Source organism: Streptomyces sp. NPDC059534 (assembly GCF_042743475.1).
Lineage (GTDB): Bacteria > Actinomycetota > Actinomycetes > Streptomycetales > Streptomycetaceae > Streptomyces.
Window position 1 is genome coordinate 17,653 of sequence record NZ_JBHWAQ010000024.1, and the last position, 21,356, is coordinate 39,008.

Genomic DNA, 21,356 nt, shown 5'->3' on the forward strand with positions numbered 1-21,356 from the left:
GAGCGCGTCGGCGGTTCCGACGAACCTCCGGCGGACGGTTTCGGCGCTTCCTTCAGGCCCCCGTGTCCAGGACCCGTGCCAGTACGAGACGTGCGTACTCCTCGTCGTACGCGCCGTCGGTGAGCAGCACCTGGAGGCAGATGCCGTCCATGAGGGCGACGACGGCGCGGGCGGTGACGGGGTCGGTGCGGGGGGCCAGGGCGGCGGAGGCGCTCTCGGCCCACTCGGCGGCGACCGGGCGCAGCGCGGGCCGGCGGAGGGCGGCGAGGTAGAGCTCGTACTCCAGCTCCACGCGCGCGCGTTCGCCGCCCAGCCACTCACCGAGGAGCCGGGCGAGGGCTGCGGCGAGGTCGCCGTCCGGCGCGGCGATGCCGGGGCTCTCCCTCAGCAGCCGCCCGAAGCCCTCGTTGGCCTTGCGCAGCGCGGCGACGAGGAGTTCGTCGAGGGAGGCGAAGTGGTAGGTGGTGGAGCCGAGCGGCACATCGGCCTCGGCGGCCACCGTGCGGTGGCTCAGCCCGGCGATGCCGGCCCGTCCGGCCACCCGGAGGGCGGCGTCCACGATCCGCTCGCGGCGCTCGGGGTCGTACCGCCGTGTGCGGGTCATCAGTGCGCTCCGCCGAGGTTGAGGACGGCGACCCCGGCGATGATGAGGACGATTCCGGCGATCTTGGCGGGGTTGAGGCTCTCGCCGAGGAAGAGGAAGCCGATGGCGGCGACGGCGGCGGTGCCGACGCCGGACCAGATGGCGTACGCGGTGCCGACCTGGAGCGTCTTGAGCGCCTGTGCCAGGAGCGTGAAGGCGATGAGATAGCCGGCGCCGGTGACCAGGGAGGGCCAGAGCTTGGTGAAGCCCTCGCTGTACTTCATCGAGGTGGTGGCGAGGATCTCCGCCACGATGGCGCCCGCCAGCAGTCCGTATCCCATGCGTACGAGCGTACACACCGTTGCGTACGGCCGTACACATTTATTCGCACGGGCGTACGCAACGGACACCGATACGGTGTCCCGCATGACGTATCCCCCAGGTCCGCCCTACGGCTACGGTTACCCGCCGCCGCCCCCGCCGCCGAAGCCCGGCGTGATACCCCTGGCACCGCTCTCCCTCGGGACCGTCCTGTCCGGAGCCTTCGGCGCCTTCGGCCGCCACTGGAAGCAGCTGCTCGGCGTGACCGGGACCGTCTACGGCGCCGCGCTGCTGGTCGTCGGAGCGGCGCTCGGCATCGCGTACGCCGCCGTCGGCGACCTCTTCCCGGCCGTGTTCGACGTGCCGTCCGGCCAGGACCCGCAGTGGGACGACATCCGCCCGCTGATCGTCGCCTTCGTCTGCGTCTGGCTCGTCGCGATGCTCGTGATGATCTGCGCCAACGGCGTCGTGGCGGCGGCCGTCCCGGCCGTGCTCCAGGAGGCCGTCCTCGGCCGACCCCTCGCCTTCGGCGCGCTCTGGCGCCGCTCCTGGGCCCGGATGCCGTCCGTCCTGGGCACGGTGCTGCTGACGAGCCTGGCCGTGGCGATCCCGCTCGGCCTCGCCGTCGTGGCCTTCGTCGGCATGTTCGCCGCGCTCCTCGTGACCGCGGCCGACTCCTCGGACAACCCGGAGAACGGCCTGTGGCTCATCCCCGTGGTCGCCGTCATCGCGGCTCTGCTCGTCACCCCGCTCGCGCTCTGGATCTGGGTGAAGTTCAGCCTGGCCCCGGCGGCGGCGGTGATGGAGGGGCAGGGCGCCATCGCCTCGATGCGCCGCTCCTCGTTCCTGGTCCGCGGCTCCTGGTGGCGCATCTTCGGCTCACTGCTCCTCGTCGGCCTGATGGCCTCCGTGGCGAGCTGGGTGATCCAGCAGCTGCTGTCCCTGCTGATCACGGCACCCCTGGCGGCCACCGACTTCTCCGGTGACGACCCCGGCGCCCTGGTCGCCTCCTTCGCGGTCCTCTTCGGCTTCCTCGCCGTCGGCCAGCTCGTCAGCCAGGCGATCGTCTCCCTCTTCCCCCCGCTCGTCGCCGGCCTGCTCTACATCGACCAGCGCATCCGCAAGGAGAACCTGGCCCCGGAGCTCGCCCGGGCGGCCGGCCTCCACTAGGGCCTGTCGTCACATTTCCGTCGGCAGGCCCTGGAGGCGTCCGGCACACGCGAAACGGCCGTGCCCCGAAGGGCACGGCCGTTCACCCGCGGACGGGTCAGACGTTGAAGCCGAGCGCGCGCAGCTGCTCCCGGCCGTCGTCCGTGATCTTGTCCGGACCCCACGGCGGCATCCAGACCCAGTTGATCTTCAGCTCGTTGACGATGCCGTCCGTCGCGGACTTCGCCTGGTCCTCGATCACATCGGTCAGCGGACAGGCCGCCGACGTCAGGGTCATGTCCAGCGTCGCGACGTTCGAGTCGTCGATGTGGATGCCGTAGATCAGGCCCAGGTTGACGACGTCGATGCCCAGCTCGGGGTCGACGACGTCGTACAGCGCCTCACGGACTTCTTCCTCGGAGGCCGGCTTCATCGTGGCCTCGGCGTTCTCGGTCATGCCGTCTCCCTCTCCGCGTCGCCCAGCGCCTGGGCGGTCGCGTCCTTCCACGCCATCCAGCTGAGCAGCGCGCACTTCACACGGGCCGGGTACTTGGAGACTCCCGCGAACGCGACCGCGTCCTCCAGGATCTCCTCCATCGCGTCGTCGGGCTCGATCTGGCCCTTGGACTGCATCAGCTCCAGGAAGGCGCCCTGGATCTTCTGCGCCTCGGCCAGCTCCTTGCCGACGAGCAGCTCGTTGAGGACGGACGCCGAAGCCTGGCTGATCGAGCAGCCCTGACCCTCGTACGACACGTCCTCGATGCGCGAGCCGTCGTACTTCACGCGGAGCGTGATCTCGTCGCCGCACGTCGGGTTGACGTGGTGCACCTCGGCGTCGCCGTCCCGAAGACCGCGCCCGTGCGGGTGCTTGTAGTGGTCCAGGATGACGTCCTGGTACATCGAATCCAGCTTCACGAGCCGTCCCCTAGCCGAAGAAGTTCCGTACGTGCTCCAGACCCGCGACCAGGGCGTCGACCTCGGCCGGGGTGGAGTACAGATAGAACGACGCCCGCGTGGTCGCAGGAATTCCGTACCGCAGGCAGACGGGCCGCGCGCAGTGGTGGCCGACCCGGACCGCGATGCCCTCCTCGTCGAGGACCTGGCCCACGTCGTGCGGGTGGATGTCGCCGAGCGTGAAGGAGATCGCCGCGCCGCGGTCCTCGGCCGTGGTGGGGCCGATGATCCGCAGGTCCGGAACCTCCTGGAGGCGCCGGACGGCGTACTCGGTGATCGCGTGCTCATGGCGCGCGATGTTCTCCATGCCGATCGCCGACAGGTAGTCCACGGCCGCGCCGAGGCCGACGGCCTGGGCGATCGGGGGCGTACCCGCCTCGAACTTGTGCGGGGCCGGCGCGTACGTCGACGAGTGCATCGACACGGTCTCGATCATCTCGCCGCCGCCGAGGAAGGGCGGGAGGTCCTCCAGGAGCTCCTGCCGTCCCCACAGCACGCCGATGCCGGTCGGGCCGCACATCTTGTGGCCGGTGAAGGCCACGAAGTCGGCCTGGAGCGCCTGCACGTCCAGGACCATGTGCGGGGCCGCCTGGGAGGCGTCGATGCAGACGAGCGCACCGACCTCCTGGGCGCGGCGGATGATGGTCTCCACCGGGTTGATCGTGCCCAGCAGGTTCGAGACCAGCGTGAACGAGACGATCTTGGTCTTCTCGGTGATGACCTCTTCGATGTTCGAGAGGTCGAGGCGGCCGTCGTCGGTGAGGCCGAACCACTTCAGCTTCGCGCCCGTGCGCTGCGAGAGCAGCTGCCACGGCACGATGTTGGAGTGGTGCTCCATCTCCGTGATGGCGATCTCGGTCTCGTGGTCCACGCGGTAGGGCTCGTCGGCCCAGCCCAGCATGTTGGCCACGAGGTTGAGCGACTCCGAGGCGTTCTTGGTGAAGATCACCTCGTCGCGGCTCGGCGCGTTGATGAAGGCCGCGACCTTGTCACGGGCGCCTTCGTACAGCGCCGTCGCCTCCTCGGCGACCGTGTAGACGCCGCGGTGGACGTTGGCGTTGTGGCGCTCGTAGTACTCGTTGAGCGCGTCGAGGACCTGCCGCGGCTTCTGCGAGGTCGCCGCGGAGTCGAGGTACACGATCTTCTTGCCGTCGTGGACCACGCGATCCAGGAGCGGGAAGTCCTTGCGGATCGCCTCGGTGTCGAGGAGGCCGGAGAGCCCCTGATGGGCAGAAGTCACGCGGACGCGCCACCCTTCACGTACTTGTCGTAGCCCTCGTTCTCCAGCTGGTCGGCCAGCTCGGCGCCGCCGGACTCGGCGATGCGGCCGTTCGCGAAGACGTGCACGAAGTCGGGCTTGATGTAGCGCAGGATGCGCGTGTAGTGGGTGATCAGCAGGGTGCCGACCTCGCCCGTCTCGCGGACGCGGTTGACGCCCTCGGAGACGATGCGGAGCGCGTCGACGTCGAGGCCGGAGTCGGTCTCGTCGAGGATCGCGATCCTCGGCTTGAGGAGCTCCAGCTGGAGGATCTCGTGGCGCTTCTTCTCACCGCCGGAGAAGCCCTCGTTGACGTTGCGCTCGGCGAAGGCCGGGTCCATCTGGAGCTGCTCCATCGCGGACTTGACCTCCTTCACCCAGGTACGCAGCTTGGGGGCCTCGCCGCGGACGGCGGTGGCGGAGGTGCGCAGGAAGTTGGAGACCGAGACGCCGGGGACCTCGACCGGGTACTGCATGGCGAGGAAGACGCCGGCGCGGGCGCGCTCGTCGACCGACATCTCCAGGACGTCCTCACCGTCGAGGGTGACGGTGCCGCCGGTGACCGTGTACTTCGGGTGACCGGCGAGGGAGTACGCCAGGGTCGACTTGCCGGAGCCGTTGGGGCCCATGACGGCGTGGGTCTCGCCCTGCTTGATGGTCAGGTCGACGCCCTTGAGGATCTCGCGGGGACCGTTCTCCGCCTCGACGGAGACGTGCAGGTCGTGGATTTCAAGCGTAGCCATGGGTGACTCAGGACTCCTGGGTGACGGAGACGAGCACATCGTCCCCTTCGATCTTGACGGGGTACACGGGGACGGGGCGCGTCGCGGGAAGGCCGGACGGCTTGCCGGTGCGCAGGTCGAAGCTGGACCCGTGCAGCCAGCACTCGATGGAGCAGTCCTCGACTTCGCCCTCCGAGAGGGAGACGTTCGCGTGCGAGCAGATGTCGTTGATCGCGAACACCTCGCCCTCGGTGTGCACGAGGGAGATCGGCGTGCCGTCGACCTCGACCCGCTTCGGGGTGTCGGCCTCCAGCTCGCTCAGCGCGCAGACTCGGACGAAGGCCATCAGACGGAGGCCTCCAGCTCGGTCTCGATCTTGGCGATCAGGCGCTCCTGGACGTCCGGCAGACCGATCTGCTGGACCAGCTCGGCGAAGAAGCCGCGGACGACGAGGCGGCGGGCCTCGGTCTCCGGGATGCCGCGGGCCATCAGATAGAAGAGCTGCTCGTCGTCGAAGCGGCCGGTGGCCGAGGCGTGACCGGCGCCGGCGATCTCGCCGGTCTCGATCTCCAGGTTCGGCACGGAGTCGACCCGGGCGCCGTCCGTGAGGACCAGGTTCCGGTTGAGCTCGTACGTGTCGGTGCCCTCGGCGGCGGCCTGGATGAGCACGTCGCCGATCCAGACGGCGTGCGCGTCCTGGCCCTGCAGCGCGCCCTTGTAGGCCACGTTGGACTTGCAGTGCGGGGTGTTGTGGTCGACCAGGAGGCGGTGCTCCTGGTGCTGGCCGGCGTCCGTGAAGTACAGGCCGAGCAGCTCGGCCTCGCCGCCCGGAGCCGCGTACCGGACTCGCGGGTGGATGCGGACGACGTCGCCGCCGAAGGTGACGACGACCGACTTGAAGGAGGCGTCGCGGCCGACCAGCGCGTTGTGCTGGGCGACGTGGACGGCCTTCTCGTCCCAGTCCTGGACGGAGACGACCGTCAGCTTGGCGCCGTCGCCGAGGATGTAGTCGACGTTGGCGGCGAGGACGGCGTCACCGGTGTGGTCGATGACCACGACGGCCTCGGCGAAGGCGCCGAGCTCGATCACCTGGTGGCCGAAGGCGACCCCGCCGACGCCGTGCACCGCGATGCGGATCGGCTCGGTGAGGACGGCCTCCTTGGCGACGGTGACGACCGATGCCTTCTCGAAGGACGTGTACGCCTGGGCGGCGACGCGGTCGACGGGCGTGCCGGCCTTGCCGAGACGCTCGTCCTCGCGGCCGACGGTCTCCACGGTGACGCCCTCGGGGGCCTCGATCTCGACCTTGACGCCCTCGCCGGAGGCGACGGCGGTGCCGTCGTGGAGGCCGCGCAGGCGCGCCAGCGGCGTGAACCGCCACTCCTCTTCACGGCCGTGCGGGACCGGGAAGTCCGCGACGTCGAAGGACGGGGGCGCGCTCATGCGCGTGGCGACGGTGGACTCTGCGGCCACCGCGATCGAGCCCGCGGTGGTGGAGCCCGCGGGGATGTTCTGAGCCTCAGCCATGGCTGTCGTGTTGCTCTCTTCCTGCGTAAAAGAAATCAGTCGCTGCGTGGGTGGGGCGGGCTCTCAGCCGACCGCGCCTTCCATCTGCAGCTCGATCAGCCGGTTGAGCTCCAGGGCGTATTCCATCGGCAGCTCCTTGGCGATGGGCTCGACGAAGCCTCGAACGATCATCGCCATCGCCTCGAACTCGGTGAGGCCGCGGCTCATGAGGTAGAAGAGCTGGTCCTCGGAGACCTTGGAGACGGTGGCCTCGTGACCCATGGAGACGTCGTCCTCGCGCACGTCCACGTAGGGGTACGTGTCCGAGCGGGAGATCGTGTCGACGAGCAGCGCGTCGCAGAGGACGTTCGACTTGGCGCCCGGAGCGCCCTCGCCGATCTCGATGAGACCGCGGTAGGAGGTGCGGCCGCCGCCTCGCGCCACCGACTTGGAGACGATGTTGGAGGAGGTGTTCGGGGCCATGTGGACCATCTTGGCGCCGGCGTCCTGGTGCTGGCCCTCGCCCGCGAAGGCGATGGAGAGGGTCTCGCCCTTGGCGTGCTCGCCCATCAGGTAGACGGCCGGGTACTTCATGGTGACCTTGGAGCCGATGTTGCCGTCGACCCACTCCATGGTGGCGCCCTCGTAGGCGACGGCGCGCTTGGTCACCAGGTTGTAGACGTTGTTCGACCAGTTCTGGATGGTCGTGTAGCGGCAGCGGCCGCCCTTCTTCACGATGATCTCGACCACGGCGCTGTGCAGCGAGTCCGAGGAGTAGATCGGGGCGGTGCAGCCCTCGACGTAGTGGACGTAGGCGTCCTCGTCGACGACGATCAGCGTCCGCTCGAACTGGCCCATGTTCTCCGTGTTGATACGGAAGTACGCCTGGAGCGGGATCTCGACGTGCACGCCCTTCGGCACGTAGATGAAGGAGCCCCCGGACCACACGGCGGTGTTCAGCGAGGCGAACTTGTTGTCGCCGACCGGGATGATCGTGCCGAAGTACTCCCTGAAGAGTTCCTCGTGCTCCTTCAGCGCGGTGTCGGTGTCGACGAAGATGACGCCCTGCTCCTCCAGGTCCTCGCGGATCTGGTGGTAGACGACCTCGGACTCGTACTGGGCGGCGACACCGGCGACGAGGCGCTGCTTCTCCGCCTCGGGGATGCCGAGCTTGTCGTACGTGTTCTTGATGTCCTCGGGCAGGTCCTCCCAGGACTCCGCCTGCTTCTCCGTGGACCGCACGAAGTACTTGATGTTGTCGAAGTCGATGCCGGAGAGGTCGGAGCCCCAGGTCGGCATGGGCTTCTTGTCGAAGAGCCGCAGACCCTTGAGACGCAGCTTCAGCATCCACTCGGGCTCGTTCTTCTTCGAGGAGATGTCGCGGACGACGTCCTCGTTCAGACCGCGCTTGGCGGTGGCACCGGCGGCGTCGGAGTCGGCCCAGCCGTACTCGTACCGACCCAGGCCCTCGAGCTCGGGGTGGCTGATCTCGGTGGTCATGCGGGGTTCCTCCCGGCCGTGCTGACAGATGCTGATGACGTGGTCTGCGGGGTGCTGTGCGGGATGAACGTGGTGCAGACGCCGTCACCATGCGCGATGGTGGCCAGACGCTGGACGTGCGTTCCCAAGAGGCGGGAGAAGAATTCCGTCTCCGCCTCACACAGCTGGGGGTACTGCTCGGCGACGTGGGCGACCGGGCAGTGGTGCTGGCAGAGCTGCTCGCCGACCGGCGCGTTCCGCGCAGTGGCAGCGTACCCGTCCGCCGTCAGGGCCTTGGCCAGCGCCTCGGTCCGCCGCGCGGGCTCGGCCGACTCGACGGCCTCGCGGTACGCGCCCGCCTGGGCCTCGATGCGGTCGCGGGCGAAGGCGGCGACGGCCGCCTCGCCTCCGGCGTTCCGCTCGATCCAGCGGAGCGCCTCGACGGCGAGCGAGTCGTACGACTGGTCGAAGGCGTCCCGGCCGCAGTCGGTGAGCGCGAAGACCTTCGCCGGGCGGCCGCGGGCGCGGGTCCCGTAGACGCGCTTCTCCCGGGCCTCGACGACGTTCTCGGCGACCAGCGAGTCGAGGTGGCGGCGGACGGCGGCCTGGGTGAGGCGGAGCCGCTCGGCCAGGTCGGCGACGGTCGACGGCCCGTGGTCCAGGATCGACCGCGCGACCCGGTTGCGCGTCGAACGCTCACGGGTCGCGAGTTCCTCCACGGGAGCCGCGCCAACGTTTTTCACAACGCCATTGTTGCGTAATTAATCGGCGAGTGACAAGCCGCACCCGAGGAGCCGGCGGTGCCGTGCATCACTCAGGTAAGCCTTACCTGACCTGCGAATATGATCACTGGTAGGACGATTCGGAACCCGGACCGGGCCGCCCCACGACCCCGTACGCACAGGTCACCGCGCCTTCCGGCGGCCGCGACCCGGGCCCCGCACCGGGGGGCCCGCGACCCCTCTCTAGACTTCGCGTCATGCGCGGGAAGTCCACACAGAGCGAGTCCGTCGTCCAGGTCCGTGGCCTGGTCAAGCGGTACGGAGCCAAAACCGCCGTCGACGGCCTCGACCTCGACGTACGAGCGGGCACCGTCACCGCCGTCCTCGGCCCCAACGGGGCCGGCAAGACCACCACCATCGAGACCTGCGAGGGATACCGCAGGCCCGACGGCGGCACCGTCCGCGTCCTCGGCCTCGACCCGGTCGCCGACGCCGCAGCCCTGCGCCCCCGGATCGGCGTCATGCTCCAGTCCGGCGGGGTCTACTCCGGCGCCCGGGCCGACGAGATGCTCCGCCACATGGCGAAGCTGCACGCCCACCCCCTCGACGTCGACGCCCTGATCGAGCGGCTCGGCCTCGGCTCCTGCGGCCGCACGACCTACCGGCGCCTCTCCGGCGGCCAGCAGCAGCGCCTCGCGCTCGCCATGGCCGTCGTCGGCCGCCCCGAGCTGGTCTTCCTCGACGAGCCCACCGCCGGACTCGACCCGCAGGCCCGGCGGGCCACCTGGGAGCTCGTGCGCGAGCTCCGGGCCGACGGGGTGACCGTGGTCCTCACCACCCACTTCATGCAGGAGGCGGAGGAGCTCGCCGACGACGTCGCCATCGTCGACGGCGGCCGGGTCGCCGCCCAGGGCAGCCCCGAGGAGCTGTGCCGCGGCGGCGCCGAGAACACCCTGCGCTTCACCGGACGCCCCGGCCTCGACCTCGGCTCCCTGCTCAAGGCGCTGCCCGACGGCACCGCCGCCGCGGAACCGCTCCCCGGCACGTACCGGATCACCGGCGCCGTCGGCCCCCAGCTGCTGGCCACGGTCACCAGCTGGTGCGCCCAGCACGGCGTGATGCCCGAAGGCATCTCCGTCGAGCGCCACACCCTCGAAGACGTCTTCCTCGAACTGACGGGCAAGGAACTGCGGTCGTGAGCACTGGCACCTACTCCCCCAAGCCGGGGGCCGCCCCCGTCGGCCGGATGATCGCGGCACAGACGGCCCTGGAGACCAGGATGCTGCTGCGCAACGGCGAGCAGCTGCTGCTGACGGTGATCATCCCGTCGCTGCTCCTGGTGCTGTTCTCCACCGTCGACATCGTCGACACCGGCGCCGGCGAGGCCGTCGACTTCCTCGCCCCCGGCGTCCTCGCGCTCGCCGTGCTCTCCACCGCCTTCACCGGCCAGGCCATCGCGACCGGCTTCGAGCGGCGGTACGGGGTGCTCAAGCGGCTCGGCGCCTCACCGCTCCCCCGCTGGGCGCTGATGGCCTCCAAGACGCTCGCCGTCCTCGTCACCGAGGTGCTCCAGGTCGCGCTCCTGACGGCGATCGCCCTGGGCCTCGGCTGGTCGCCGCACGGCAACCCGCTCTTCGTCGCGCTGCTCCTCGTCCTGGGCACGGCCGCCTTCTCGGGCCTCGGCCTGCTGATGGCGGGCACGCTCAAGGCGGAGGCCACCCTGGCCGCCGCCAACCTGGTCTTCCTGCTGCTCCTGGTGGGCGGCGGGGTCATCGTGCCGCTGGAGAAGTTCCCGGAGCCGGCCCGCTCGGTCCTGGAACTGCTCCCCGTCTCCGCCCTCTCGGACGGTCTGCGGGACGTCCTCCAGCACGGCGCGGCGATGCCCTGGGGCAATGCGCTGGTCCTGGCGGTCTGGGCGGTCCTGGGCCTCGGGGCGGCCGCGAAGTTCTTCCGCTGGGAGTAGCCGAAGCGGTTCAGAGGGTGACGTTTCCCGACAAGGCACCCCCTCGTGAAAGCGTGCACAAGCCCCGGCCTACGATGGGCCCCGTGCTGACCCCCCTCGCCTCCCTCGCCAAGCGCTGGACCCCGTCCCCCCGGACGCTCCGGCGCGCCGCGCTCTCCGCCGTCGTGATGAGCGTGCTCATCATCGTCACGGGTGGCGCGGTCCGGCTGACCGGTTCCGGTCTCGGCTGCGACACCTGGCCGAAGTGCACGGACGACAGCCTCATCGTGACGCCCGAGCAGGGCTACCGCGGCGTCATCGAGTTCGGCAACCGGATGCTGACGTACGTCCTGTCGGCGGCCGTCGGCTGGGCGATCGTCGCCGCCCGGTGCACCAAGCCGTGGCGCCGGAACCTGACCCGCTGGGCCTGGGCGCAGTTCTGGATCGTGATGAGCAACGCCGTGATCGGCGGCATCACGGTGTGGATGGGCCTCAACCCGTGGACGGTGGCCGGCCACTTCCTGGCCGCGAACTCCCTCCTGACGGTGGCGGTCATCACCTGGCACCGGGCCGGCGAGGGCGACACCGCCCCCCGGCCGCGCGTGCCGCGCCCGGTCCGCAAGCTGTCCTGGGCGATCACCGTCACCTCCGCTCTGCTGATCGTGCTCGGCACGACGGTGACCGGCGCCGGCAAGCACGCCGGTGACAGCAGCGACGTGCCGCGCATGCCGTGGGACTGGACGGACGCCGCCCACGTCCACGCCGTCGCCGCCTGGGTCGTGTGCGCCCTCGCCCTGGCGATGTGGCTGGTCCTGCGTGTGGTGGACGCGCCGGACGACACCCGGGCCCGGGCCCGGGACCTGCTGATCGTGCTGCTCGCCCAGGGGGCGATCGGCTACGTCCAGTACTTCACCGGTGTCCCCGAGGTCATGGTCGCCGTCCATATGCTCGGCTCCTCGCTGATGTGGATCGCGGTGGTGCGCCTCGCCCTGAGCCTGCGCGAGCGCCCGGTCCCCGCCCCGGAGATCCCGGCCCAGGCCGACTCCGAGCTCGCGGCCGCCTGAGCACGTCACGGGACACGCCGACGCCGTCCGAAGCCGCCCGCACCCCGCCCGAAGGCGGGACGCGGGCGGCTTCTGTCGTACAGGCCCGGCCGGGTCCGAGACCGGATGGAACCGCGTGTACGGCACAGCGGCGCGGATCCCCCCTGATCCGTTTCCGACCTGCTCCCGCACGCTACCGACGGGGACCGGCAGCGGGTCCGAGCCGGTAGACGCGGCGGGCGTTGTCCGCGGCGATCATGCCGGCGACGCGCTGGGCGTCCGTACGGGACCAGGCGCCGTCGGCGACCCATTCGCCGAGCACCCGGGCGAGCGCCGAGCGGAAGGTGCTCGCGGCGACCACGTGGAGTTCGGGCAGCGCGTGGGCGCCGCTGGAGAAGAGCAGCTTGCCGAACGGCGCCCGCTCCAGGACCTCGGCGAGGACGGCCGCCGCGCGGGCTCCCGTGTGGGCGAGGACGGGGCCGAGGTCCGCGTACACGTGCGCGTGGACGCCGGTCAGCCGCGCCGCCTCGCGGTGGTACGGGTACGCGTGCAGCAGGACGAGGTCGGTGCCGAGCCCCGCGGTGGCGGCGGCGAAGCCGGCGGCGACGGCCGGGTCCCGGTCCCCGGTGTGCAGCTGGAGGGGGCGTCCGGCGGTGACCGCGATCCAGAGCAGGTGGCGCAGCAGGACGGGGTCGGTGAGGCGGCCGCCGGCCGGGCGGCCGGCCAGCCAGCGGCCGGCGGCGCCGCGCACCTCGCCGGGTCCCGGTGGTTCGGCGGAGTGCGCGAGCCCTCGGCGGACGCCCGCCGAGGAGGCGAGGGCCACGGCCCCGGCGGCGGCGGCGTGGACGGCCTCGGCGAGGCGGGAGAGGAACGCCTCGACGGTCCCGGAGGTGTCGGCGACCTGTTCGGCGAGGGGTTCGAGGCGGACGATCTCGTGGGCCTCGGCGGCGCCGGCGGCGGCGATCTCGGCGGGTCCGGTGAGGTCGCCGGGGAGCCCGGTGTCGACCAGGTAGGTGGAGATCCCGGAGGCCCGCAGGAGGCGGCGGCCGGCCTCGGCGACGCCGAGTTCGCGGCGGCGGGCGAGGTAGCGGGCCGGCGGGCAGTGCGGTTCGAGGCCGAGCAGCGGCGGGCACCAGCGGCGTACGGCGAACCCGGTCTGGGTGTCGAAGAAGGTGGTGCCGGCGGCGGGCAGCGCGGTGGTCCCGCCGAGGTGGGCTCCGAGCCTGGCCTCGAAGGTGCCGAGGCCGAGCTCGGTGCGGAGCACCCCGTGGCAGTACTGGTCGACCAGACGCGGCGTGTCGATCATCTCGGGGGGCTCCCTGTGTGGACGTGTCTCCACACGTCCTAACGGGTGAGCCCCGTGCGAGGTTGTTGCCTCAGCTGTTGGAGGGGCCGCCGATCTGGATACCGGCCATCCGGGTCCACTCGTACGGGCCGGTGGCGACCTTGGCGGCGAACTCGCCGTCGAACTCCTCGTGGAGGGTCAGGCCGGCCTTCTCGGCCGCCTGGCGCGCGATCGCGTGGGTGGGCGCGACCAGGTCGCCCCAGCCGCCGTCGGTGCCGACGAGCACGATCCGGGTACCGGCCTGGCCGATGTGCGCGAGATGTCCCTCGGAGCCGCCGTGCTCCTTGGAGAAGGCCCGGATCTCCTTGGCGAGCTTGGCCGCCTTGCGCTCTTCCTGCTTCGTTTCTGCCATGAAACCGATGCTACCGAGGGGTAGATCGACTGGCGACGGCCGGGCCACGTGGCCTATCCCACGTGACCCGGCCGTTGGCCCGGACATCTCAAACGAGCGAGGCGCTCAGCGCAGGAACGGGTCCACCGCGACGGCCACGAAGAGCAGCGACACGTAGGTGATGGACCAGTGGAAGAGGCGCATCTCCTTGAGCTTGGCGCCGGTGGCGCCGCTCTTGGCGCGCTGGAGCAGCGCGTGCGCCTCCCAGAGCCACCAGCCGCCGGTGACCACGGCCACGGCGGTGTAGAACCAGCCCGTGTAGCCCAGCGGGGTGAGCAGCAGGGAGACGGCGACCATGACCCAGCTGTAGAGCACGATCTGGCGGGCGACGACCTTGTTGGAGGCGAGCACCGGCAGCATGGGCACGCCCGCGCGTGCGTAGTCGTCCTTCACCTTCATCGACAGCGGCCAGTAGTGCGGCGGCGTCCAGAAGAAGATGACGAGGAAGAGGATGACCGCGGCCCACGACATCGAGTCGGTGACGGCCGACCAGCCGATGAGCACCGGCAGACAGCCGGCGATGCCGCCCCAGACGATGTTCTGGGCGGTGCGCCGCTTGAGGATCATCGTGTAGACGACGACGTAGAAGAGGAGCGCGCCGAGCGAGAGGGCGGCGGACAGCCAGTTGACGAGCAGGCCGAACCAGAGCGTCGAGACGACCGCGAGGGTGAGTCCGAAGACCAGGCCCTCACGCGGCGTGAGCACCCCGGTGACCAGCGGCCGCTGGGACGTGCGGTCCATCAGGGCGTCGATGTCGCGGTCGATGTACATGTTCAGCGCGTTCGCGCCGCCCGCCGACAGATAGCCGCCGAAGCAGGTGGCGAGCACCAGCCAGAGGTCCGGCACGCCCTGCTCGGCGAGGAACATCACCGGAACGGTGGTGATGAGCAGCAGCTCGATGATCCGCGGCTTGGTCAGCGCCACGAATGCCTTGACGCGGGCCCCGAACGGCCGATGGCCCCCCGGGCTGGGAGTCAAGACGACCCCTGCGGGTCGGGACTCGACGGCCGTCACGCACACCCCTGACAGAGAAATTCCCAGCAAGCCCCCCGGATGAAGGCGGGGTGAAGCTTGCGCGTACCACGCCACTGTAGACGTTGCCCAGACGCCGATCTTCGCGGGGGTGGGGTCGTGTTGGAGGGGTACGTCCCAAGGGGTGGACGCCGCTCGGGAGGCGAACTCTCACGGGCGGCGGCAGTCTTGCCGTGTCCGCTCATCTGAGGGGCATGCACACGATAAAGAGGACGTTCCGGCGGGGGTAGGCTCGGCAAACGCCGGTACACCCTCAGTCACCGGCTTCAGACATGTGGAGAGGAGCCCTGACCCAGGGTGAGCACTAAGCCGACCACCACAGACCTCGAGTGGACCGAGTTGGACCAGCGGGCCGTCGACACCGCCCGCATCCTGGCCGCGGACGCCGTACAGAAGGTCGGCAACGGCCATCCCGGTACGGCGATGAGCCTGGCGCCCGCCGCGTACACCCTCTTCCAGAAGGTGATGCGGCACGACCCGGCCGACCCCGAGTGGGTCGGGCGCGACCGGTTCGTCCTCTCCGCCGGCCACTCGTCCCTGACCCTGTACACCCAGCTCTACCTGGGTGGCTTCGGTCTCGAGCTGGACGACCTGAAGTCCTTCCGCACGTGGGGCTCGAAGACCCCGGGTCACCCGGAGTACGGCCACACCGCCGCCGTCGAGACCACCACGGGCCCGCTGGGCCAGGGTGTCGCCAACGCCGTGGGCATGGCGATGGCCGCTCGCTACGAGCGCGGCCTGTTCGACCCGGAGGCCGCCACCGGCACCTCCCCGTTCGACCACCGGATCTACGCGATCGCCGGTGACGGCTGCCTCCAGGAGGGCATCTCCGCGGAGGCGTCCTCGCTCGCCGGCCACCAGAAGCTCGGCAACCTGATCCTGCTGTGGGACGACAACCACATCTCGATCGAGGGCGACACCGAGACGGCCGTGTCCGAGGACACGATGAAGCGGTACGAGGCGTACGGCTGGCACGTCCAGCGCGTCGAGCCGCAGGCCAACGGCGACCTGGACCCGGCCGCGCTCTACTCGGCGATCAGGGCCGCCGAGGCCGAGACCGGGCGTCCGTCGTTCATCGCGATGCGCTCGATCATCGCCTGGCCCGCCCCGAACGCGCAGAACACCGAGGCCGCGCACGGCTCGGCGCTCGGCGACGACGAGATCGCGGCCACCAAGCGCGTCCTGGGCTTCGACCCGGAGCAGACGTTCGAGGTCACCGACGAGGTCATCGCGCACACCCGTGCGCTCGGCGACCGCGGCCGCGAGGCCCGCGCCGGGTGGGAGAAGTCGCTCGCCGAGTGGCGTACGGCCAACCCGGAGCGCGCCGCCGAGTTCGACCGCATCCAGGCCAACGAGCTGCCGGCCGGCTGGGCCGAGAAGCTCCCGGTCTTCGAGCCGGGCAAGGGTGTCGCCACCCGTGCCGCCTCGGGCCAGGTCCTCAAGGCGCTCGGCGCGGTCATCCCGGAGCTGTGGGGCGGCTCGGCCGACCTCGCCGGCTCGAACAACACGACGATCGACAAGGACTCGTCGTTCCTGCCCGAGGGCAACCCGCTGCCGGAGGCCGACCGGTACGGCCGCACGATCCACTTCGGCATCCGCGAGCACTCCATGGCCGCGGAGATGAACGGCATCGCGCTGCACGGCAACACCCGCATCTACGGCGGCACCTTCCTGGTGTTCTCCGACTACATGCGCAACGCCGTCCGCCTGTCGGCCCTGATGCACCTCCCCGTGACGTACGTCTGGACCCACGACTCGATCGGTCTGGGCGAGGACGGCCCGACGCACCAGCCGGTGGAGCACCTGGCCTCGCTGCGCGCGATCCCGGGTCTGAACGTGGTCCGCCCGGCCGACGCCAACGAGACGGCGATCGCCTGGCGCGAGATCATGCAGCGTCACACCAAGGTCTTCGGCAAGGGCGCCCCGCACGGCCTCGCCCTCACCCGTCAGGGTGTGCCGACGTACGCGCCGAACGAGGACACCGTCAAGGGCGGCTACGTGCTCTTCGACGCCGAGGGCGGCGAGCCGGAGGTCGTGCTGATCGGCACGGGCTCCGAGGTGCACCTGGCCGTCGAGGCCCGCGAGCAGCTCCAGGCCGCCGGCGTCCCGACCCGGGTGGTCTCCATGCCGTCCGTGGAGTGGTTCGAGGAGCAGGACCGGTCGTACAAGGACTCCGTCCTGCCGCCGTCGGTCAAGGCCCGCGTCGCGGTCGAGGCCGGCATCGGTCTCACCTGGCACAAGTACGTCGGGGACGCCGGCCGGATCGTCTCGCTGGAGCACTTCGGTGCCTCGGCGGACGCGAAGGTCCTCTTCCGCGAGTTCGGGTTCACGCCCGAGGCGATCGTCGCCGCCGCCCGGGAATCGATCGACGCCGCCGCGCGCTGACGCACATACGTACGACTTAATGGAGATGCAACTCTCATGACAGACGCTCTCAAGCGCCTCTCCGACGAAGGCGTCGCGATCTGGCTGGACGATCTCTCGCGCAAGCGGATCACGTCCGGCAACCTGGCCGAGCTCATCGACCAGAGCCACGTGGTCGGTGTGACCACGAACCCGTCGATCTTCCAGAAGGCCATCTCCTCGGGTGACGGTTACGAGCAGCAGCTCGCCGACCTCGCCGCCCGCAAGGTGACCGTCGACGAGGCCATCCGCATGATCACGACGGCGGACGTCCGCGACGCCGCCGACATCCTGCGGCCGGTCTTCGAGGCGACCGACGGCCAGGACGGCCGGGTCTCCATCGAGGTCGACCCCCGTCTCGCCCACGAGACGACCGCCACCGTCGCCGAGGCCAAGCAGCTGGCCTGGCTGGTGGACCGCCCCAACACCCTGATCAAGATCCCGGCCACCAAGGCGGGTCTGCCGGCGATCACCGAGGTCATCGGCCTCGGCATCAGCGTCAACGTGACGCTGATCTTCTCGCTGGAGCGCTACCGCGCGGTCATGGACGCCTACCTGGCGGGCCTGGAGAAGGCCCGCGAGCGCGGCCTCGACCTCTCCAAGATCCACTCGGTGGCGTCCTTCTTCGTGTCCCGCGTGGACTCGGAGATCGACAAGCGCCTGGACGGCATCGGCACCGACGAGGCCAAGGCGCTCAAGGGCAAGGCCGCGCTGGCCAACGCCCGACTGGCCTACGAGGCGTTCGAGGAGGTCTTCTCCTCCGACCGCTGGGCCGCCCTGGACAAGGCCCAGGCCAACAAGCAGCGTCCGCTGTGGGCCTCGACCGGCGTCAAGGACCCGGCGTACAAGGACACCCTGTACGTGGTGGACCTGGTCGCCCCGGGCACCGTCAACACCATGCCGGAAGGCACCCTGGAGGCCACCGCCGACCACGGCGTCGTCTCCGGTGACACCGTGCGCGGGACCTACGACCAGTCCCGCGCCGAGCTGGCCGCCGTCGAGAAGCTGGGCATCAGCTACGACGACGTCGTGCAGCTCCTGGAGGACGAGGGCGTCGACAAGTTCGAGGCGTCCTGGAACGACCTGCTCAAGTCCACCGAGGCGGAGCTTCAGCGCCTCGCACCTTCGGAGGCGTAAGCACTTTGAGCGCAGTCCACGGAGCCAACCCGCTCCGTGACGCCGCAGACCGACGGCTCCCGCGCATCGCGGGGCCGTCGGGTCTGGTGATCTTCGGCGTCACGGGCGATTTGTCCCGTAAGAAGCTGATGCCCGCCGTCTATGACCTGGCCAACCGCGGCCTGCTGCCGCCGGGCTTCTCGCTGATCGGCTTCGCCCGCCGCGAGTGGCAGGACGAGGACTTCGCGCAGGAGGTCCACGACGCCGTCGAGCAGCACGCGCGCACCCCGTTCCGCGAGGAGGTGTGGCAGCAGCTGATCCAGGGCATGCGGTTCGTCCAGGGCGACTTCGACGACGACGACGCCTTCGAGCAGCTCAAGTCCACCATCGAGGAGCTGGACAAGGCACAGGGCACCGGCGGCAACTTCGCCTTCTACCTGTCCGTGCCGCCGAAGTTCTTCCCCAAGGTCGTCCAGCAGCTCAAGAAGCACGGGCTCGCCGACCAGAAGGACGGCTCCTGGCGCCGCGCGGTCATCGAGAAGCCGTTCGGGCACGACCTCGTCTCCGCCAAGGAGCTCAACGAGGTCGTCCACGAGGTCTTCCCGCCCGACGAGGTCTTCCGGATCGACCACTACCTCGGCAAGGAGACCGTCCAGAACATCCTGGCGCTCCGCTTCGCCAACACCCTCTTCGAGCCGATCTGGAACCGGTCCTACGTCGACCACATCCAGATCACCATGGCCGAGGACATCGGCATCGGCGGCCGCGCCGGCTACTACGACGGCATCGGCGCCGCCCGTGACGTCATCCAGAACCACCTGCTCCAGCTGCTCGCGCTGACCGCGATGGAGGAGCCCGCCTCCTTCGACGCCGACGCGCTGGCCGCCGAGAAGACCAAGGTCCTCGGCGCCGTGAAGCTGCCCAAGGACCTGGGCGAGTCCACGGTCCGCGGCCAGTACGCGGCCGGGTGGCAGGGCGGCGAGAAGGCCGTCGGCTACCTCCAGGAAGACGGCATCGACCCCCAGTCGAAGACCGACACCTACGCGGCCGTCAAGCTGGAGATCGACAACCGCCGCTGGGCGGGCGTCCCGTTCTACCTGCGCACCGGCAAGCGCCTGGGCCGTCGCGTCACGGAGATCGCGGTCGTCTTCCAGCGCGCGCCGCACTCCATCTTCGACCACACGGCGACCGAGGAACTCGGCCGCAACGCCATCGTGATCCGGGTCCAGCCGGACGAGGGCGTCACGGTGCGGTTCGGCTCCAAGGTGCCCGGCACCCAGATGGAGATCCGGGACGTGTCGATGGACTTCGCGTACGGCGAGTCCTTCACGGAGTCCAGCCCCGAGGCGTACGAGCGGCTCCTCCTCGACGTCCTGCTCGGCGACTCGAACCTCTTCCCGCGCGTCGAGGAGGTCGAGCTGTCCTGGAAGATCCTCGACCCGATCGAGCAGTTCTGGGACAAGCACGGCAAGCCCGCGCAGTACCAGTCCGGGACCTGGGGTCCGGTCGAGGCGGACGAGATGCTCGCACGAGACGGCAGGAGCTGGCGCCGGCCATGAAGACCGACCTGACGGACACCACGTCCTCCAAGATCAACAAGGCGCTGGTGCTCGGGCGGCGGGCGATCGGCACGCCGGCCGTCGGCATGGTGCTCACCCTCGTGATCGTCACCGACGAGGAGAACGCCTACGACGCCCTGAAGGCGGCCAACGACGCGTCCCGCGAGCACCCCTCGCGGACCCTCGTCGTCATCAAGCGGGTCTCGCGCTCACCGCGGGACCGCTCCAAGGCGCGGCTCGACGCCGAGGTCCGCCTCGGCGCAGACGCCAGCACCGGCGAGACGGTGGTACTGCGGCTGTACGGCGAGGTCGTCGACCACGCCCAGTCGGTGGTCCTGCCGCTGCTCCTCCCGGACGCCCCCGTCGTCGTCTGGTGGCCGGTGAACGCGCCGACCGACCCGGCGAACGACCCGCTGGGCGCCCTCGCCCAGCGGCGGGTGACCGACACGTACGCCGCCGAGCAGCCCATCCAGGAGCTGACCGCGCGCGCGGACACCTACACGCCGGGCGACACGGATCTCTCGTGGACCCGGATCACCCCGTGGCGCTCGATGCTCGCCGCCGCGCTCGACCAGGTCGTGTGCGAGGTCACCTCCGCCGAGGTGGAGGGCGAGGAGTTCAACCCCAGCGTCGAACTGCTCGCCATGTGGCTGTCGGAGCGGCTGAAGGTGCCGGTGCGGCGCGCGAGGTCGGCGGGCCCGGGCCTGACCTCCGTCCGCATGGAGACCAGCTCCGGTCCGATCGTCCTCGACCGGCCGGACGGCTCGCTCGCGACGCTCTCCATCCAGGGCCAGCCGGACCGTGCCGTGGCGCTGAAGCGCCGCGAGACGGCCGAGCTGATCGCGGAGGAGCTGCGCCGGCTCGACCCGGACGAGACGTACGCGACGGCGCTGAAGTTCGGTCTCGAGCGGCTGGACGAGGAAGCGGCGACCATCGCTCCCGAGCCGGTCGCCGAGGCCGAGCCCAAGGCCGCGGAGGCTCCGGCCCCCGCCCCGGCCAAGGCCGCGAAGAAGGCCCCGGCCAAGAAGGCGGCGGCCAAGTGAGCACCCCGCAGCTGGTCGTCCACCGCGACAAGGAGCTGATGGCCGAGGCCGCCGCGGCCCGGCTCATCACGAAGATCGTGGACGCCCAGGCGACCCGCGGCTCCGCCTCGGTCGTGCTGACCGGCGGCCGCAACGGCAACGGCCTGCTCGCGGCGCTCGGTTCGGCGCCCGCGCGGGACGCCGTCGACTGGTCGCGGCTCGACCTCTGGTGGGGGGACGAGCGCTTCCTGCCCGAGGGCGACCCCGAGCGGAACGTCACCCAGGCCCGGGAGGCGCTGCTCGACCGGGTGCCGCTCGACCCGGCGCGGGTGCACGCCATGCCGGCCTCGGACGGCCCGTACGACGACGTCGACAGCGCGGCGGCCGCGTACGCGGAGGAGCTGGCCGCGGCGGCGGGTCCCGAGGACCACGGCGGCGTGCCGGCCTTCGACGTGCTGATGCTGGGCGTCGGCCCGGACACGCACGTGGCCTCGCTCTTCCCGGAGCTTCCGGCGGTCCGCGAGACCGAGCGGACGGTGGTCGGGGTGCACGGCGCGCCCAAGCCCCCGCCGCTGCGGGTCTCGCTGACCCTCCCGGCGATCCGGGCGGCGAAGGAGGTCTGGCTGCTGGCCGCCGGCGAGGACAAGGCCAAGGCGGCGGCGATCGCGCTGTCGGGCGCGGGCGAGGTGCAGGCCCCGGCGGCGGGCGCCTACGGCCGCTCGCGCACGCTGTGGCTGCTCGACGCGGCGGCGGCCTCGGAGCTGCCGCGGAGCCTGTACCCGCCGGCTTCGGCCTGATTCACCCGGACG

At 70.7% G+C, this 21,356-nt stretch carries 22 protein-coding genes; 9 read left to right on the top strand and 13 right to left on the bottom strand.

Annotated features, from left to right (window positions below):
- Positions 1–52: 52 nt before the first annotated feature.
- Positions 53–604: a TetR/AcrR family transcriptional regulator gene (locus ACFVZH_RS26280; protein WP_384900879.1), complete on the bottom strand. Its 552-nt coding sequence runs from the start codon at positions 602–604 to the stop codon at positions 53–55.
- Positions 604–924: a DMT family transporter gene (locus ACFVZH_RS26285; RefSeq protein WP_384900881.1), complete on the bottom strand. Its 321-nt coding sequence runs from the start codon at positions 922–924 to the stop codon at positions 604–606. Before ACFVZH_RS26285 ends, ACFVZH_RS26280 begins: the two co-directional genes overlap by 1 nt.
- An 85-nt stretch (positions 925–1,009) precedes the next feature.
- Here ACFVZH_RS26285 and ACFVZH_RS26290 point away from each other — a divergent pair, with 85 nt between their 5' ends.
- Positions 1,010–2,074 carry an oxidoreductase gene (locus ACFVZH_RS26290; RefSeq protein WP_384900883.1) on the top strand — a complete coding sequence of 355 codons (1,065 nt, stop codon included), beginning with the start codon at positions 1,010–1,012 and terminating at the stop codon, positions 2,072–2,074.
- Positions 2,075–2,171: 97 nt separating this feature from the next.
- Here the strand turns inward: ACFVZH_RS26290 and ACFVZH_RS26295 are convergent, their stop codons facing one another.
- The 8 genes from ACFVZH_RS26295 to ACFVZH_RS26330 all read right to left on the bottom strand — a co-directional run bounded on the left by ACFVZH_RS26295 (position 2,172) and on the right by ACFVZH_RS26330 (position 8,715).
- The gene (locus tag ACFVZH_RS26295) at positions 2,172–2,510 is read right to left on the bottom strand and encodes a metal-sulfur cluster assembly factor (protein ID WP_017238620.1); all 339 of its coding nucleotides are present in this window, start codon (positions 2,508–2,510) and stop codon (positions 2,172–2,174) included.
- Positions 2,507–2,968, bottom strand: a complete 462-nt coding sequence (sufU, locus tag ACFVZH_RS26300) for a Fe-S cluster assembly sulfur transfer protein SufU (RefSeq protein ID WP_384900885.1) — start codon at positions 2,966–2,968, stop codon at positions 2,507–2,509. Before sufU ends, ACFVZH_RS26295 begins: the two co-directional genes overlap by 4 nt.
- 10 nt (positions 2,969–2,978) lie before the next feature.
- The gene (locus ACFVZH_RS26305; protein ID WP_056646030.1) at positions 2,979–4,247 is read right to left on the bottom strand and encodes a cysteine desulfurase; all 1,269 of its coding nucleotides are present in this window, start codon (positions 4,245–4,247) and stop codon (positions 2,979–2,981) included.
- Positions 4,244–5,008, bottom strand: coding sequence for a Fe-S cluster assembly ATPase SufC (gene sufC / locus ACFVZH_RS26310; protein ID WP_033208829.1), 765 nt, complete (start codon positions 5,006–5,008; stop codon positions 4,244–4,246). The genes ACFVZH_RS26305 and sufC overlap by 4 nt, the downstream gene beginning before the upstream one ends.
- Before the next feature lie 7 nt (positions 5,009–5,015).
- On the bottom strand, positions 5,016–5,333 hold the full coding sequence (locus ACFVZH_RS26315) for a bifunctional 3-phenylpropionate/cinnamic acid dioxygenase ferredoxin subunit (RefSeq protein WP_384900887.1): 318 nt from the start codon (positions 5,331–5,333) through the stop codon (positions 5,016–5,018).
- A complete protein-coding gene (gene sufD / locus ACFVZH_RS26320; protein ID WP_384900889.1) occupies positions 5,333–6,514 on the bottom strand; it encodes a Fe-S cluster assembly protein SufD in 1,182 nt (393 codons plus the stop codon). The genes ACFVZH_RS26315 and sufD overlap by 1 nt, the downstream gene beginning before the upstream one ends.
- Before the next feature lie 63 nt (positions 6,515–6,577).
- Positions 6,578–7,993 carry a Fe-S cluster assembly protein SufB gene (gene sufB / locus ACFVZH_RS26325; RefSeq protein ID WP_384900891.1) on the bottom strand — a complete coding sequence of 472 codons (1,416 nt, stop codon included), beginning with the start codon at positions 7,991–7,993 and terminating at the stop codon, positions 6,578–6,580.
- Entirely contained in the window at positions 7,990–8,715 is a 726-nt protein-coding gene (locus ACFVZH_RS26330; protein WP_384900893.1) for a helix-turn-helix transcriptional regulator, read from the bottom strand. Before ACFVZH_RS26330 ends, sufB begins: the two co-directional genes overlap by 4 nt.
- Before the next feature lie 236 nt (positions 8,716–8,951).
- On the opposite strand from ACFVZH_RS26330, the gene ACFVZH_RS26335 reads away from it, so the two are divergent.
- From ACFVZH_RS26335 to ACFVZH_RS26345, 3 genes are all read left to right on the top strand, one after another.
- On the top strand, positions 8,952–9,893 hold the full coding sequence (locus tag ACFVZH_RS26335; RefSeq protein WP_384900895.1) for an ABC transporter ATP-binding protein: 942 nt from the start codon (positions 8,952–8,954) through the stop codon (positions 9,891–9,893).
- Complete coding sequence (locus ACFVZH_RS26340) at positions 9,890–10,657, top strand: ABC transporter permease (protein ID WP_384900897.1); 768 nt, start codon at positions 9,890–9,892, stop codon at positions 10,655–10,657. The genes ACFVZH_RS26335 and ACFVZH_RS26340 overlap by 4 nt, the downstream gene beginning before the upstream one ends.
- Before the next feature lie 74 nt (positions 10,658–10,731).
- Positions 10,732–11,700: a heme A synthase gene (locus ACFVZH_RS26345; protein ID WP_384901057.1), complete on the top strand. Its 969-nt coding sequence runs from the start codon at positions 10,732–10,734 to the stop codon at positions 11,698–11,700.
- Positions 11,701–11,872: 172 nt separating this feature from the next.
- Here ACFVZH_RS26345 and ACFVZH_RS26350 read toward each other — a convergent pair whose 3' ends face one another.
- The 3 genes from ACFVZH_RS26350 to ACFVZH_RS26360 all read right to left on the bottom strand — a co-directional run bounded on the left by ACFVZH_RS26350 (position 11,873) and on the right by ACFVZH_RS26360 (position 14,429).
- Positions 11,873–12,985, bottom strand: a complete 1,113-nt coding sequence (locus ACFVZH_RS26350) for an amidohydrolase (protein ID WP_384900899.1) — start codon at positions 12,983–12,985, stop codon at positions 11,873–11,875.
- Between the two features lie 70 nt (positions 12,986–13,055).
- Positions 13,056–13,376 carry a hypothetical protein gene (locus ACFVZH_RS26355; RefSeq protein ID WP_384900901.1) on the bottom strand — a complete coding sequence of 107 codons (321 nt, stop codon included), beginning with the start codon at positions 13,374–13,376 and terminating at the stop codon, positions 13,056–13,058.
- Positions 13,377–13,481: 105 nt separating this feature from the next.
- Entirely contained in the window at positions 13,482–14,429 is a 948-nt protein-coding gene (locus ACFVZH_RS26360) for a heme o synthase (protein ID WP_384900903.1), read from the bottom strand.
- A gap of 315 nt (positions 14,430–14,744) precedes the next feature.
- Here ACFVZH_RS26360 and tkt point away from each other — a divergent pair, with 315 nt between their 5' ends.
- Genes tkt through pgl form a run of 5 tightly spaced genes read left to right on the top strand, consistent with a single transcriptional unit; the run spans position 14,745 to position 21,344 of the window.
- Complete coding sequence (gene tkt, locus ACFVZH_RS26365) at positions 14,745–16,832, top strand: transketolase (RefSeq protein ID WP_384900905.1); 2,088 nt, start codon at positions 14,745–14,747, stop codon at positions 16,830–16,832.
- Between the two features lie 36 nt (positions 16,833–16,868).
- Positions 16,869–17,987, top strand: a complete 1,119-nt coding sequence (gene tal / locus ACFVZH_RS26370; protein WP_384900906.1) for a transaldolase — start codon at positions 16,869–16,871, stop codon at positions 17,985–17,987.
- Positions 17,988–17,992: 5 nt separating this feature from the next.
- Positions 17,993–19,525 carry a glucose-6-phosphate dehydrogenase gene (zwf, locus tag ACFVZH_RS26375; RefSeq protein WP_384900908.1) on the top strand — a complete coding sequence of 511 codons (1,533 nt, stop codon included), beginning with the start codon at positions 17,993–17,995 and terminating at the stop codon, positions 19,523–19,525.
- A complete protein-coding gene (gene opcA, locus ACFVZH_RS26380) occupies positions 19,522–20,568 on the top strand; it encodes a glucose-6-phosphate dehydrogenase assembly protein OpcA (RefSeq protein ID WP_384900910.1) in 1,047 nt (348 codons plus the stop codon). The genes zwf and opcA overlap by 4 nt, the downstream gene beginning before the upstream one ends.
- A complete protein-coding gene (gene pgl / locus ACFVZH_RS26385) occupies positions 20,565–21,344 on the top strand; it encodes a 6-phosphogluconolactonase (protein ID WP_384900911.1) in 780 nt (259 codons plus the stop codon). The genes opcA and pgl overlap by 4 nt, the downstream gene beginning before the upstream one ends.
- The last annotated feature ends 12 nt before the right edge of the window (positions 21,345–21,356 follow it).